Origin of the sequence: Okeania sp. SIO3I5, assembly GCF_010672085.1 — a bacterium.
In the GTDB taxonomy this organism is placed as follows: domain Bacteria; phylum Cyanobacteriota; class Cyanobacteriia; order Cyanobacteriales; family Microcoleaceae; genus Trichodesmium.
The window spans coordinates 1-16,600 of record NZ_JAAHHT010000213.1; the positions used below are offsets into that span (position 1 = coordinate 1).

Consider the following 16,600-nt stretch of genomic DNA (forward strand, 5'->3'; position numbering starts at 1 on the left):
TATAATTTCCTTGGCCAGGGGAACCTATTAGGGAAACCATCGAGGAGAAACAGACAAAGAAATCTAGTGGTAAATTTTGAGTTAATTTGTGTAAGTGCCAAGTTCCTATTACTTTAGGCGACATTACTTTAGTAAAACGTTCCCAATTCATTTGTTGTATAGTTCCATCATCTACCACTCCTGCTGCATGAATTATTCCTTTCAGTGTTGGTAAAGATGCCTGAATCTCTTCCAGAATTTTTTCTATCTCTTCTTCAATGGCAATATCCCCTAATAAAATCTTGACTTGACATCCTTTTTGTTCTAACTCTTGTATAGATTCTTGGACGTTTTCTGATGGAGGACGACGCCCAGTTAAAACAATATTTTTCGCTCCCTTTTCTGCCAACCATTGGGCGGTATGTAATCCTAAAGCTCCTAATCCTCCAGTTATCAAGTAACTACCATCGGATGATAATGTCAGGGATTGAGGAAATTCTGGAGTATCTTGGTTTACCAGACGAGCTACATAAGTATTTTTGCCCCGTAAAGCTAGATTATCTTCTTCGGGTTCATTAACTAACAATTCCCATAGCATTTCTACCTCGTCCGCTTCTGCTTCTGAAGCTTGTGGAGCCATATCCACTAATCCTCCCCATAATTGAGGATGTTCTATAGACAGCGCTCTACCTAATCCCCACAAAGATGATGCTGCTAATCCTGGTATGTTATTTTCTGTTTTAGATAATACTGACTGAGAGCCACGAGTTATCAACCATAGTTGAGCAGTGCTTATATTTTTGAGTAAAGCCTGTAATAAGTACATGACACTACCACACCCCCATAGTTGAGTTTCCTCTAAAGTGCTAAGGGTTAAATCTTTGGATTCGGGAGCATCTAAACTCCACAAATGAATTAACTTTGATAGTGGAACTTGACTACTTTCTTGCACTTCTTGATACAGCTTTTTAAATTCTTCAGGAATAGCAGGATTGAGTTGATATTTTCCGGCTGCTAGTTTTTGATAGCTCTCTCCTCTATAAACTAAACTATATTGATGACCTTCTTGTTGTAATTTTTTGGCTAATTTTTCGGCAACTCCTGTGGTATCGGCAAAAATCAGCCAATTACTTAACTGAATATTTGTTTTTGATTGAGTTTGAGCTAAAGGTTTCCACTGAATTTCATGGAACCAATTTTTAATAGTTACTGCTGCTAATTGTTCCTGTTGTTGTTTAGCTAATACATCTAATATTTCTGGTAAAACTTTAAGCTGTTCTGGTGAAAAATTTACCGCTTTTTCTAATTGCTGAGTAAGTGCTTCTGTTTTTCCTTGAGTAAGTAGTTTAACAATTGAAGTCTCACTAATATTTTCTGACTTTTGATTTTTCTGATGTTTGTTTTCTGTTATTTCTACCCAGCAACGTTGTCTTTGGAATGGATATGTGGGCAATGCTACTTTCTGACGAGTATAATCTTGGTCAAACCCTGACCAATTTATTGTTATTCCTTTAACATACAACTGTCCTAAACTCAATAACATTTGCTGCCATTCATCGTTCAAAAGCGAAGCATCCTCTGGCCTCCCATCCTTCAAAAGCGAAGCATCCTCTGGCCTCCCCCTTTCCAAGGGGGACGGGAGGGGGATTTTATTTGGGGACGGGAGGGGGATTTTATTCGGACGTAATGATGGCAACCATACTCCTGAATCTTCCGATATACATCGACGTCCCATGCCTAACAAAATTGGTTTTGGTCCGATTTCCAAGAAAAGTTCATTCCCTTGTTCGTGCAATGTTTTTATACTTTGAGCAAACCTGACTGGTTGTCGGATATGGTTTACCCAATATTCTGCCTTAGTTATTTCATTTCCTGCTTTTGTACCAGTTACATTGGAAACAAGTGGTATTTTCGGCCGATTATAGACCACTTCCTGAGCTACTGCTGCAAACTCAGCCAACATTGGCTCCATCAATGGGGAATGAAAAGCATGGGACACTTGTAATTTTTTGCTCTTAATTCCCATTTCTGTCAATTTACTAACAATGGTGGCGATCGCTCCACTTTCACCAGAAATTACCATACTTTCTGGTCCATTAACCGCTGCTATGGTTACTTTTGAACTATAGTCACTTATAATTTCTGTCACCTGAGATTCTTTAGCCATCACTGCTACCATCTCTCCACCGGAGGGTAACTTTTGCATCAACCTTCCCCGCATAGCAATTAATTTCAGACCATCTTCTAGACTGAAAACTCCTGCTACTGTTGCTGCCACATATTCTCCTACACTATGCCCCATGACTACAGTTGGTTTAATCCCCCAAGACTCCCATAGTTTGAACAAAGCATATTCAATGGCAAATAGAGCAGGTTGGGTATAACCTGTTTGATCTAACAAATTAGAACTTGACTTTTGTTCATCTTTAGGGTAAATAACTTCTAACAGGGAATGTTCTAGATAGGGCTGTAAAATTTCGTTGCATCGATCTAAAGCTTGACGGAAAGTTGGTTGAGTTTCATACAGTTCCTTACCCATGTTTATATACTGGGAACCTTGGCCTGTAAATAAGAAAGCTACCTTAGAACTTGCACTACCACTATCAAATTCTCCAGAAGATAGTCCAACTACTTCTTTTCCTGCTTGCCAATCAAGTAGCTTTTCTGCTAGTTCTTTTTGATCGGAAGTAATAACTGCTAGTCGATGCTTAAAATGTTTCCTTCCTGTATTAGCCGTGTAGCATACATTTGTTACTGGCAAATCTGGATAGGTTTCTAAATGCTTTTGATAACTACTGACTAAATCTTCTAAAGCTTGTTCTGTTTTTGCTGATAGGGTTAATATGTGTAGCGATCGCTCTAAATCATCCCCCCTTTCAAAGGGGGGTTGGGGGGATTCTTCCGACTTTGGAAATTCTTCCAAAATTATATGAGCATTAGTGCCACCCATACCAAAAGAACTAATTGCTGCTATTCTTGGTTTTCCCTCGTCAGGCCAAGGCATTAAAGCAGTAGGAATTTTTATTGGTAATCTATCCCAATCTACAAGAGGATTTGGTTGTTTTAAATGTAAATGAGGAGGGATTTCCTGATGCTTCAGAGCTAAAATCACCTTCATTAAAGATGATACCCCTGCTGCTGCTTCCAAATGTCCCAGATTTGTCTTTACCGATCCCACAATTAAGGGAGTATCTGCTGGACGTTTTTTCCCATATACTTCTGCCAGAGCTTCTATCTCAATCGGATCGCCCAAAGAAGTTCCCGTACCATGAGCATCCAAATAACTAACTTGACTTGGTTCTAACTTAGCATTTGTCAAAGCTTGTTGAATCACCAGCTTTTGAGCCATTTTATTGGGAACTGTCATTCCACTACTAGGCCCATCGTGATTAACAGCAGAACCTCGAATAACAGCGGAAATTACATCCCCATCCCTAACTGCATCAGACAAACGCTTTAAAACTAGCACGCCACACCCTTCTCCCTGGCCATAACCATTGGCAGAAGCATCAAAAGTCTTACAACGGCCATCAGGAGATAGTGCTTTCAGTTGACAACGGCCAATAGTGCTAAAGGGGGATAATATTAAATTAACTCCACCCACTAATGCTAAGTTTGATTCTTTTGAACGCAAACTCTGACAAGCCAGATGTGCTGCAATTAAAGAACTCGAACAAGCTGTATCTACCTGTATATTAGATCCTTGTAGACCCAAAATATGAGAAATTCGACCTATACCAATACTTCTATTACTGCCGAGAGTAGGATAACTATTCGCTTCATTTAAGATCACCGTAGAATAGTCATCCGTCGAAATTCCCATGAATACACTTGTCAGACTATTCTTCAGATTTGCCCAGGTTTGTCCAGAATTTTCCAATGCTTCCCATGTTACCTCCAAAAGTAATCTGTACTGAGGGTCTAAATTAACCGCTTCTCTGGGGGAAATGCCGAAAAACAAGGGATCGAACTGGTCAACTTGCTCAATAAATCCACCATGTCTGGTATAGGCTTTTCCTGGGATTTCTGGATTGGGATCGTAATAAGCATCCACATCCCAACGTTCCGGAGGCACTGGAGTAATGGCATCTATACCATCATGTAATAACTTCCAGTATTTTGATAAATCGTTCGCTCCTCCAGGAAATCTACAGGCCATACCAACAATAGCGATTGGTTCTGTTTTAGCTTTGTTGACTGCTTCGAGCTTACTTCGCATTTCCTTCAAACTTTGAAGGACTTCTTTGGATAAGATGTTTTGTTGTTTTGTCTGGGAAGCATTGCTCATTCTAGTTTTCCTCCTTCAGTAAAGCTTGAATTTCTTCTAATTCTGAGGCGATCGCACTATCAATTTCTCCCTCAAATTCTGTTTCTATCTTCTTGGGAGCAGTTGTTTCTTGACTATCACTAACCTCTACTTCTTGTTCTTCCTCTTCTGAGAAAATTTCTGCGATTAAGTATTCGGCTAAGTCTTTTATATTAGACTTTTCAAACAAGGTAGCTGTACTAATGGAAGACCTAAAAGTAGAACTCAACAAATTTCTTAGCTCAACAGCCATCAAGGAATCCATTCCCATTTTAAAGAATCCTAACTCAGGATCGGGAAGTTTAGATTTTGATAATCCTATAATTTTCGCTACATCATTTTGCAACTGTTCAATGAGTATTTCGTTCCGTTCACTTTCTGGAGCTTGATAAAGTTGTTCTAACAATTCCGATCTAGCTCCCGAAGTCTGTCCTGCATTTGTTGCTTCTGAGTCTAGTGAAATTTCTCCCAGAAATGAACCTTTACCTCCTAGTTCATAGAGTTCCTTAAATAAATCCCAATTTATATCTGCTACTACTGTTTGAGGGTTATCACTTCCTAATATTTTCTCCAAAGCACCTATTGCTTTTTCTGGTTCTAGTGGTTTGACTCCCATCTGATTTAACCAATCCATGGCTTCTCCTGTTGCCATTCCGCCCCCTGCCCAAGGCCCCCAATTTATGGTATGGCTTGGTAATCCCAGAGATTGGCGATAATAAGTTAATCCATCTAAGAAATGGTTGGCTGCTGCATAGTGAGCTTGGCCTTTTGAACCCCATACTGAGGCAATGGACGAGAAGTTCACAAAAAAGTCTAGCTCTAGCTTCTGAGTTAATTGATGTAGCACCCATCCTCCTACTACTTTGGAACGCAGTATGGCTTCGAGTTGAGAAAGTTCTAAATCCTGAAGCAAGTCAAATCCTATGGCTCCTGCTGCATGAATTACTCCTTTGAGAGGTGGCATTGTTTCTTGCACTTGCTTAAATACCTTCTCCATATCTTCTGGAACAGATACATCTGCTTGAGTTACGACTACTTCTGCCCCTTGTTTCTGTAAACTATTAATTCTCAGTTGTGCTGACTCTGATGGCTGAGAGCGACTAATCAATACTAGATTTTGACATCCCTTCTCTACTAACCATTGAGCCACACTCAATCCTAATGCTCCCGTGCCCCCAGTAATTAAATAAGTTCCTTCGTTACTCAAAGATACTGGTTGAGATTCTGCTAAGAGTTTTCTTTCTAAACGAGCTACATAAACTTCTCCGTTACGAAGGGCTAGTCTATCTTCTTCTTGCTCATCTTCTAGAACTTTTAGTAATCCTTCTGCTCCATTTATGGAAGATCGATCTAAGTCTAGTAGTCCTCCCCATAATTGAGGATGTTCCAGAGATATAACTTTTCCTAATCCCCATAGTGAGGTTTGGGCTATTGCTACTTCTTCTGTAGGCAATACCGACTGGGAACCTTTAGTCATTAACCACAGTTGAGGTGAAGCTGAGTCTAAGTTCGAGTGTTTAGCTATAGCTTGTACTAGGTGCAACACACTACCACAACTATACTTTTGTGCTGATTCTAAAGTAGACTGAGTTAGTTCTTCAGAAGTTGTAGTCTCTAAACTCCACAAGTGAATTATTTTCAGATTTTCCCCAACTGTCACCTTGGCATCTTGGCAAAAACTGGCAAAATCTGCTGGATTAGATGGGTTTAACTCCCAACTTCCTGTGTCCTTTTGCTTATAGGTTTCCCCTATAAATACCATTAAACAGCGATCGCCTCTTTCTTCTAGGACATTTTTCAGTCTTTCACCTACACCATCTTGATCGCTGAATATTATCCAATTTTTCGGCTGTAGTTGTTTTCTCTGTTCTTGTCGAGGACCTATTTTTTTCCATTCCACTCCATAGAAAAGTTGTTGTAATGAAACATCGGAGTAATGTAGTGGATTTTGGAGAATTTCTTGGTTCCACTTATAAATTTCATCTACTGACAATGACTCTTGCTTTTGAGCTGTCATTACTACATAACTGACTAGCCCCTTACGCAACATTTTGTATAAATTGTCATAAGATTGCAACCCTACTCTCGCATTTTCGTTTAAATTACTTTTCTTACATACATAGTCGAGATTTTCTGGAAAATTAGGATCGTCTAAACCATTAGCAATCTCCTTACTAATATCTACATAACGTAGAATTTTGATCTGACTTTCTGATAGTAAATATAGCCATTCTTTTTGAGTTATCAGATAAGACGAGTGAGCATCATAATCAATATCAAATGAAGCGTTAGAGATAAAGTCTGACATGACGAAATTACCCCTATCTTTTAAGTGATTTTTGATGTTTAAAAATAGTTCTTTTTTCTTTTTGATATGACAAATTACTTCAAATCCATATATCAAATCGTAATTATCTGGAAACTCATCCTGAGAACTATCTCCATTAACAATTTTTGCCCTATCTTGTAGCTTTAATTGATTAATTTTTTGATTTCCTACTTCTACTTGCCCTTCTGATATTGTATAGCCACAAAGCTCTAAGTGATTATACTTCTGACCTAATGCCATTAAATCTGTTCCATGACCACAGCCAATATCTAGAACTTTCTGACAAGAATCAAAATCGACTTTCTGCAAACCTATATTTCTAATTTCTTGCTGGGCTGTTGATGCTAATTTGTGGTATTTTTCTTGTGTTTCCAATTTTGCGAAAAATTGAACCCATGAAAATCCTTTAATAATCCCCGGCAAAGGAATATAGTTCAAAATTGCTTCTTCATTTATAAAGGAAGCTAACTCATCATAAAAATCACCAACTATATCACCTTGATTTTGCAAATATTTTTGATGATGAGTTGTTAAAATATTTAACAACTTAGGCAATAATTTTTGTTCATCTTCTGTTAATTCTTCAGATAACTTCAGTTCTTGAGTTAATCCTTCTATATCAGCTTTACCAAGTAGTTCTTGAACTAAATTTGAACTTTGATTAGTAGTATTCTGCTGCTGATTAGAAGTATCTAGCCAATATCTTTCTCGCTCAAATGGATAAGTTGGCAATGCTACTTTCTGATTAGAATAATCTCGGTCAAATCCTGACCAATTTACTTTAGCACCTTGTACATACAACTGACCTAAACTTGATAGCATCTGTTGCCATTCATCCTCTGGCTTCTCCTTTTCTAAGGGGGACTGGAGGGGGATTTTCTGCGGACGTAACGACGGCAACCATACTCCTGAATCTCCTGGTACACATTGACGTCCCATGCCCAGTAATATTGGTTTAGGCCCTATTTCCAAGAATATCTGATAACCTTCCTCGTGCAAAGTTTTCATACTTTGAGCAAATTTTACTGGTTGCCTGACATGATTTACCCAATATTCTGCAGTAGTCATTTCTGAAGTCACTTTTTCACCAGTAACATTAGAAATAACTGGTATCTGAGGCTGACTATAGGTAACTTCCTGAGCTACTGCTGCAAATTCTGCCAACATTGGCTCCATCAAAGGAGAGTGAAAAGCATGGGATACCTGTAATTTTTTGGTCTTTACTCCCATCGCTTCTAACTTACTACAAACACTTACTATGGCTTCACTCTCACCAGAAATCACGATACTTTCTGGCCCATTAATTGCTGCTATTGTCACTTGGGAACTATACTCCCCTATAGCTTCTGTGACTTGAGATTCTGATGCTAATAAAGACACCATCTCACCACCAGATGGTAACTTCTGCATCAACTTGCCCCGCATAGCGATTAATTTCAGACCATCTTCTAGGCTAAAAACTCCTGCTATTGTTGATGCTACATATTCTCCCACACTATGACCCATTACTACATTAGGCTTAATTCCCCACGATTCCCATAACTTAGCTAGGGCATACTCTATAGAAAATAAAGCAGGTTGGGTATAAGCTGTTTGATCTAACAAAGAAGAACTTGACTCAGAATAGAGAACTTCTAATAGAGGAACTTCTAGATATTTTTTCAGAATTTCATTGCATTGGTTGAGAATTTTCCGAAATGTGGGTTGAGTCTCATATAATTGTCGTCCCATATCTACATATTGAGAACCCTGCCCAGTAAACAGAAAAGCAATTTCCTTCTCCTGATTTTCTGCTTTTCCTCTTAACACTCCGTTAATCTCATTATCCTGAAGAAAATCTACTAATTTTTGCTGTAAATCGCTCTTTGATTCTGCTATTACTGCCAGTCTTTCGGCCAAATGTGTTCGCCCTGTATTAGCACTGAAGCAGATATTTTGTAGCGATGATTCAGTTTTTGATTCTAAATAAGCTTGATATTTTGTTGCTAGTTCCTTCAGTGATTTTTCTGTCTGCCCTGATAGGGTTAAAATCTGTTGCGGACGATCTAGGCTATCTTCTGACTTTTGACTTTTGACTTCTTGTGAAGTTTCTTCTAATATAATATGAGTATTGACGCCACCAATACCAAAAGAACTTAAACCTGCACGTCTAGGAATTTCTTCACCTGATTCATTCTTTAATCGTTTCCACTCTTGAGTTTCTTCTATGATATAGAAAGGAGTATCTTCAATACTGATGCGTGGATTTAATTCTTTGAAGTTAACAATTTGAGGCAGCTTTTTGTATTTCATTGCTAATAATACTTTGATTAATCCAGCAATTCCTGCTGCTCCTTCCAAATGCCCTATATTACTTTTGACTGCACCTATACCACAGTATGATTTCTCAGTTTTTTCTACTCCATATTGCTGATAAAGTTGTTTGTAGGCTCTTTTCAAAGCATTAATTTCTATCGGATCTCCTAATGGTGTGCCTGTCCCATGAGATTCTATATAAGATACTGTATTCGGAGAAACATTAGCGTCAGTATAAGCCGATCGAATTACTTGAGCTTGAGAGTAGACATTTGGAGATGTTATAGTTCTTGCCTTACCTCCATGATTAATTGCACTTCCTTTAATTACACCATAAATCCGATCGCCATCTTCTATTGCTTTTGTCAGGGGCTTTAATAAAACTGTTCCTGCTCCTTCTCCCCTAACGTAACCATCAGCATCACTACTAAATGTTCTACATTGTCCTGTTGGAGATAACATTCCCTGCTGACTCATTTGAATGTATCTTATCGGCGTACAACATATACTAACTCCACCAACCAGTGCCGTTTCACATTCACCTCTATAGATAGCATGAATAGCATAATGAATAGCAGCTAGAGAGCTTGAACAAGCTGTATCTATAGGAATACTAGGACCATGCCAATTGAAGAAGGAAGAAATACGATTTGGTAGCATACAAGTCCAAGTACCTGTACCACTATGCCCATCAGCATTTGTTTCAATTCGATGTTGCAACTGATCGTAGTCGTAGTTACAAACACCAATAAATACTCCTACCTTACTTCCTGATAATTCTAAAGGGGAATAACCTCCATCTTCTAAACAAGACCAACTCAACTCCAACATAATTCTCTGTTGAGGATCCATTCTTGTTGCTTCTCTGGGGGATATATCGAAAAATTGGGCATCAAACTGATCTATACCCTCTATTAATCCACTCCATTTACTAATTGTTTTATTTGGTTGGTTAGAAATGGGAGAGTAATACTTTTCTACTTCCCACCTTTGGCGAGGAATCTCACTGATACTATTTACTCCTGCTTCCAGATTTTTCCAGAACTGGCTATAGTCATCTGCTCCTGGAAATCGACAAGCTATGCCAATAATAGCTGTTGGGTCATTCTTTTGTTGTTGTTGCTTCATAAAATCAACCAATACAAATCTTAGACTTTATTTTTGATAATTGTTGAAAAAACCAATCTCAAAAAATTGGGTTTGCCATTAGGAGCATTACTTGATGAGAATAAGCAGATTATCCAGAAAATATACAAGCTATACCTAAAAAAATAGATTTCATTTATGCGTTAGAGCACCCTGTATAAATAGCATGCTTTTGCATTTATTATATCTTATTCTTTCATTAAGTCAATGCTCTATACCCTAATTTAACTAAGGTCTACTCTACTATAATAGATTTATCCTGCCTCCTTATCTTGCTCTATTTGTTGCAGTGTTTCTAAAGATGAAGACACTGATGTTGAATCGTTTATAATACTTAAAATATCCCAAGCCACTCTTGACCAACTGTAATAGAGTTCTGCCAATTCACGACCTGTTCTTCCCATGGCTTCACTTTCCTTTGGTTTAGATAATAAGTAATCTATCTGCTCTGCAAACGCATCTGGATTTTCATAATCTGTGATTACAATACCATTTTTCCCGGGCATAATTACTTCAGGGTTTCCCCCCCTAGCAGTAGTAATAGTAGATAGTCCAGTTGCCATGGCCTCGTAATGCACCCTAGCTAGAGGCTCTTCCCATTGAGATGCACATACAAACATATCACCTAATAGGAAATAATCTGCAACTTCAGATGGTGGAATAAATCCTGTCATCTGAACTGCTGGTCCCAATTTTTCAGCCTCTGCTTTAATTTCACGGACATAATCATTTTCTTTGTTATTTCCATACCATTTACTACCTACTAGCAATAATACAGCAGATGGGTGTTTTTCGATTACTTTGGCGATCGCAGATATTAGCAAATGTGGTCCTTTTTTATCTGTTAACCTCCCCACACAAAGGATTACTTGTTTATTTTCCCAACCATGAGCCGCCAACATTTCTTTTCGTTTTTCTTTTACCCCTTCTGTCCATCTAGACTGAAAGCGCTTGAGGTCTACTCCAGCATATACTGGTTGTAGCTTTTGTTGATATTCTGGAAATAACTTGCCTATCCCATTAGCAATAAATTTACTGACTGTCACTACTTTTTCTACCCTTTCCAAACAGATCATTGCCTCTTGTGGGTCAATTTTCTTCTCGTGGAACATTTCGTTGTGCATACTAAGTAGAAAGCGACTATTTGGCGCTGCTTTCGCAACTAAGGATAAATACTTAGGACGATTATAAATTATTACCCAATCAAATTCTTGCCCTTCTACAAATATAGCTACAGCTTGATAGTATTCTTCTGAAGTTTCTGCCGTAGCACGCTCGTAGCGAATATTGTCTGTAATTTCCCGATCTGGCAAGTCTGGATCTGCTACTGAGAATACTGTAATCTCATGGTCTCGCTTTAGGTAAGGCAGGATACCATCTATATATGTCTGAATAGCTCCTCCTCGGATACAAGGGACTGGCAACTTTTCTGTGCAGACTAATAGTATCTTCACGTTATTAATTTTAACTCAGTAATTCTTTTAGGAGTATAGAATATTTTGAAACATTTTGTGGCGAAGTTTCAAAATTTTTTTTTACAGCATCAGATATTTTAATAATCACTCTTAATTCTGCAAATAATACATAAGTGACGTTGCATTTTGTTCTTTTATTATTTCTTGGCTGGAAGGATAGTCTTCTCTGTTTCTAACCACTAACAAAACCATCAAGCCATCGCTTAATAGCAATGGCTTGATATTTTTATTTATAATTTTCTTAGTTACTTAGTCTAACAATCCTTTCTTACTACTGCCCTTTTTCCTGACAATTACAATTATAGGTTGTGCATCCTCTGGGGTTTCACCTTCTTCCTTCAGTTTTTCCATAATTCTGGCTACTCTTTTGAATATCTTACCCTCACCTCGACGCAAATCACGAATATCTTCACTTTTCGTGCCAGTCATCTCCATAATAATTGTGTTTGCTTGTTGCTTCACCATTTTTTTTCTCCTTAATTTTCACTATTTTTGTTACTGTGATGGGAAGATTTTATCATCTTTTTTGTTTCCCACAAGCTTCAGTTATGCTGAACTTACCCACACTTATGTGTGCCAAGATTTATATATGTTTCAGTAGTAGATTTGGGCAAGATTTCGGCTTCTGTTTTTACCTCTGTTATTCTTTAACTTGAACACGTAGGTTAGACTTTTCAGAAGGAGATTGCCCCATTACTATACACTCCCAGGCCAGTAGCATTTTCACCAAAACATCAAGTCTTCACTATTGGGTGAAGACTTGATGAAATTATCATTTAGTTAGTCTAAAAGTCCTTTCTTACTTTTCTTTTTCTTAGTAATTACTATTATAGGTTGTACGTTCTCACTTGCTTGACCTTGTTCCTGTAGCTGTGCTATTGTTCTACCTATTCTTTGAAATATCTTGCCCTCACCCCGACGCAAATCACGGATATCATCACTGTCACCCCCACTGAATTCTAGGATAATGGTGTTTGCTTGTTGCTTCATTTTTTTTTCATACGAATCTGATGTCATTACCATTTTCTTAGTTCTCCTTAATTTTTACTATTTATGTTGCTGTCTTGAAGACATTTTACCAAAAGCAGGGATTTTTTTCTCGTATCTTTACTTGGTGGGTTGCTTAATCTGGACAACTTTACTGCTGTTGGTTGTTAGGTTTTTTGAGTTTTCTGCCAATTCCTGGTATTCACTCCAACCCACTTAACGTATATCTAAACTTGTGCTTCTCACACACCTGCCTAATTTGGCTTATAGATATCTATAAATTATCTGTTCTATTACTGCTTCTATCTGGCAACGTCGGCGTTATCCAGTCCACAGGCACACACGGTAGTTCGCGTTAGCGGAGCGTAGCTCTCACTGACCGCCTAACCTCGATTTAAACTAGCATTCTCTCGTTCGCGCTAGCGTTGCGGAGCAATCACAATTGAAGCCACAATGTTCCCGATTGAACACTCTTTCAGATTAAGACAGAGACTCTTTAACATTTCCACAGTTAGAGCAAGTCTTAGAAGATAGCCTGTCTAATACTACGCTTTTTGACGTATTATATTATTGTTATTCTTTGATTAAGTTCAGTGATCCATGGTTAGTCGGCTATTCTACGGCTTGTCATAGAGACTACTAATTAAAATGCTAGCCTATTTTAACAAAAAACTTTGGGTTATATTTGTTAACTTGAACCATGGAGTATGTTCACTGACCATTCCTCTTTTTTTCGGTCTACCTATTTTTCTTCGACATTACTTTTATATTGGAATAAAAGTTAACTTTAGTCTTGGAGTTTATGTTGACCTAATGCCAGGTTGGTCAGTGACTATCTTGGTTATACAACAAAATTTATTGGTCTTTATACCCACGACTCCTTAACAGAGAGCGCAGGTATTAGACCAAAAGCACAATAAAGTTTTAATTATTTATTCAAACAACTTAAAATTCTTAAAACCAGGTACGCCTATTAGGCCACCTGAACCCAGCTTGTTAAGAGCTTTGTTATAGTTTTTGGGAAAATCTTTAATCCAGCCATTTTTCTTTTTACGGTTAGATTTTTCGTGACGATCGCGATAATCTTTACTAGCTTTGTCATATTTCTTGGCCATTGAAAATACCATTTTTTCAAAAGGCTTCAAACTTCTTGCCTGTTTTTTCTTTTTCTTTTTCCGCTTCCCAGGGGAACTTCCATAGAGAGTTTCTGGTGTACCACCAAAGTCCTCATCACTCTGCAAAACAGTAACGCTTCTGATTTTTTCTGTGGACATTTTATCTCCTTATTTTTCCTACTATCTATAGTTCTGTACCTATATATTGTAGCAGATAATTTTTGAAATAAATCTAGTTTTTTTGACATTTTCTTGGTGTCTTTTGATAGGTAGTTTCCTAATAGTCAATAATTAGGCTTTTTAGTGGCAGGTGGTCAAAATAACTGGTCATTGACAATATCCTCAAAACCTTATCTCTCAATATTTTGGCCTTTTTGTTTTTTGATCGTGGCATATTGACCTCTACCAGAATATCTTCACAGACATTTGAGTTCTAATGCTAAGGGCTAAAAAATTGGCAACAAGTAACAAAAAAAATGGCAACAAGTAACAAAAAAATTGGCAACAAGTAACAAAAAATTGGCAACATAATATAGCGCTACGCGCATAGGAAAGACATGGGATTGGCAACATACAGTAGGGATTTGCTGGCCATTCGCTCGTATAGAGAGGGGAGGCATCGGGTTAGCGAGGTACAGAAGTAATCTCCGACACTCGTTTGAGCATTTACAAATGTCCTCATTTTTACTTCGACTGCTATAACTATGAATAGCGATTCGTAGCAAACATTTATATTAGTCCACTAAAAGTCCCCAGGCAGAATTATTTGGTCTCAATATTATTTTGATTAATACCGATTCACTTTGGTTTGTTACACTAGAAATGTCCTAAACTATTTGCGTAGTGCTATATCAGTTATAGCGCTCCGCGAAGCGTGAATAGGGAATAGTAAACTGTCAAAGGATTTTCCTAGGTCATGCTGCGCAAATAGGATTTAGAGATGCCCTAAACTATTTGCTTAGTGCTATATTAGTTAGCCTCTTATCGGAGGAACTGCGTTTTTCACGTGGTGCAGTGAAACACTACCTCTGGCTAAACCCAGAGACTTGAAATAAGGAATATTTTTTATTTTATCCTCTTAAAAGAGTAAAGAGGAGGTTTCAGACCCCAATTTTCCGGTGAAAATTCCGAATGAATTACCATTTGAATATTCTTATCTGAACAGTCCCACTAGCTAACTAAAACAGGAATATATTATCAAAGTAAATAATATTAATCATTCAACCAAATGTATTGGCAAATTTAAGCTATTAAAAGGTATAGAAAAACAATCATTATTACAGAGTTTGATATTCACGATCGCCACAATAAATACTGATAATTATAGTTGAATTATGCAGGTATTATTATAGTATTATTCAAGCATTTTAAAAAGGTAAAATCACAGATAAATCAAGAATAGCTAACTAGAAAAAAAGGTAGGGATGGTTATAGTTTAGTTATTCCAAGGAAGTATTTAGATACAAAGATAATTTCAGTTTTTAATAATTGGTTTACATATACATCGAATAGTTGAAAATCTCACACTATTTATAGTACAGTCCTCAAAAGCAATAAAATTATTACTACTTATATTTTTCAGATACTACTCAAATGCAGGCAGAAAAGCTACCACCCCAGACATTTCGTCGAGTTCGTCCACCATATCGGGCAGTTAAGCGACGACCAGTTACAGTACCTCGGCGAGTTAAAACTAAAAATATCAAGGCAATATTATCACAGTTAAAATATAAAAATATATTTATTTTAGTTGCTGTACTAATGACAGTAAGCTGGGTTATTATGTTACCTTTTAGAGGTCGTCCAGTTTCAGAAACACTTATACCTACTCCTGAATTTTCTGTATCACCAACCCTCATACCTCCCTATGTACCTCCTGCTCCTGAACCAGATATAGAAGATTTAGGATTTGCCTATAATGTTCGTAGACAACCATACCAACGTTATAACTCACAGTTACAAGAAATAGTTGATGAATTGGTTAATATTGCTGAAGAAAAAGGGCTACCTACAGGACCTTTATCTATTAGTTTAATAGATGTTAGTAACCAAGATATTCACACATTTGCTGGATATCAAGGTCAAGTTTTAAGATATCCTGCAAGTGTGTCTAAATTATTTTGGATGGCTGCATTTTATGGGGCAGTTGAAGAAGGTTTAATTGATGATGAATCGAAGTTTCATGGAGATTTAAGATCGATGATGCAGAAATCTCATAATGATTCTGCTAGTAAAATTTTGGATGCAATTACTGATAGTAAATCAGGGGTTAAATTGGAAGGAGAAAAATTAAATACTTGGTTGGAAAAAAGAAAATCAGTCAATGAATTTTTTCACAAAGCAGGTTATCAAGGTTTGATAGTTAGTACAAAAAATTATCCTAGATATTCTCCTAGTCAAACAGGTCCGGTAGGTCGCGATCGCCAACTACGTAAGGAAAATGGTAAGTTTCTGCGAAATTTGATTTCAACTGATCATGCTAGCAGACTAATGTATGAAATATATACTAGGCAAGCAGTTTCACCTAAGTTTAGTACGAGAATGGCTTATTTGTTAACTAGAGATTTAACACCGGAAGTATGGCAGAACGATCCCTACAATGGAGTAAAAGGTTTTCTTGCTGAGTCTCTACCTCCGAGCAGTGTTTATTTTGGTTCTAAGGTTGGTTTCACTTCTAAACATCGTATGGATGTGGCGTTTGTGAGAACTTTGGATGATCGAGCTATTTATATTTTGGCGATTTTTGCGGAAGATGCTGCTTATGCAACAGATGAGGAGATATTTCCTAAATTGTCTCGTCATGTTTACGATCGCATGATGGCGATGGGGAGGAAATAGTTAGGGTTTGCTGAGGGTGGGGAGTGTGGGGAGTGTGGGGAGTGTGGGGAGTGTGGGGAGTGTGGGGAGTGTGGGGAGTGTGGGGAGTGTGGGGAGTGTGGGGAGAGGGGATATTGTTTGCTCATAGATA

7 protein-coding genes are annotated in these 16,600 nt (G+C 37.6%); 1 reads left to right on the plus strand and 6 read right to left on the minus strand.

Annotated features, from left to right (window positions below; translation table 11 throughout):
• The 6 genes from F6K40_RS31320 to F6K40_RS31345 all read right to left on the minus strand — a co-directional run.
• Positions 1-4,267, minus strand: a 4,267-nt coding sequence (locus F6K40_RS31320) for a type I polyketide synthase (protein ID WP_293141655.1), incomplete at its 3' end; no start/stop codon positions are given.
• Between the two features lies 1 nt (position 4,268).
• Positions 4,269-10,037 (minus strand): type I polyketide synthase, encoded by a 5,769-nt coding sequence (locus tag F6K40_RS31325; protein WP_293141657.1) that lies wholly within the window; start codon positions 10,035-10,037, stop codon positions 4,269-4,271.
• Positions 10,038-10,309: 272 nt separating this feature from the next.
• Positions 10,310-11,509, minus strand: coding sequence for a glycosyltransferase family 4 protein (locus F6K40_RS31330; protein ID WP_293141659.1), 1,200 nt, complete (start codon positions 11,507-11,509; stop codon positions 10,310-10,312).
• Positions 11,510-11,779: 270 nt separating this feature from the next.
• Entirely contained in the window at positions 11,780-11,995 is a 216-nt protein-coding gene (locus F6K40_RS31335) for a DUF6200 domain-containing protein (protein WP_293141661.1), read from the minus strand.
• A gap of 315 nt (positions 11,996-12,310) precedes the next feature.
• Complete coding sequence (locus tag F6K40_RS31340; protein ID WP_293141663.1) at positions 12,311-12,547, minus strand: DUF6200 domain-containing protein; 237 nt, start codon at positions 12,545-12,547, stop codon at positions 12,311-12,313.
• Positions 12,548-13,449: 902 nt separating this feature from the next.
• Complete coding sequence (locus F6K40_RS31345) at positions 13,450-13,791, minus strand: DUF6312 domain-containing protein (RefSeq protein ID WP_293141665.1); 342 nt, start codon at positions 13,789-13,791, stop codon at positions 13,450-13,452.
• Positions 13,792-15,225: 1,434 nt separating this feature from the next.
• On the opposite strand from F6K40_RS31345, the gene F6K40_RS31350 reads away from it, so the two are divergent.
• A complete protein-coding gene (locus F6K40_RS31350; RefSeq protein ID WP_293141667.1) occupies positions 15,226-16,470 on the plus strand; it encodes a serine hydrolase in 1,245 nt (414 codons plus the stop codon).
• Positions 16,471-16,600 lie beyond the last annotated feature (130 nt).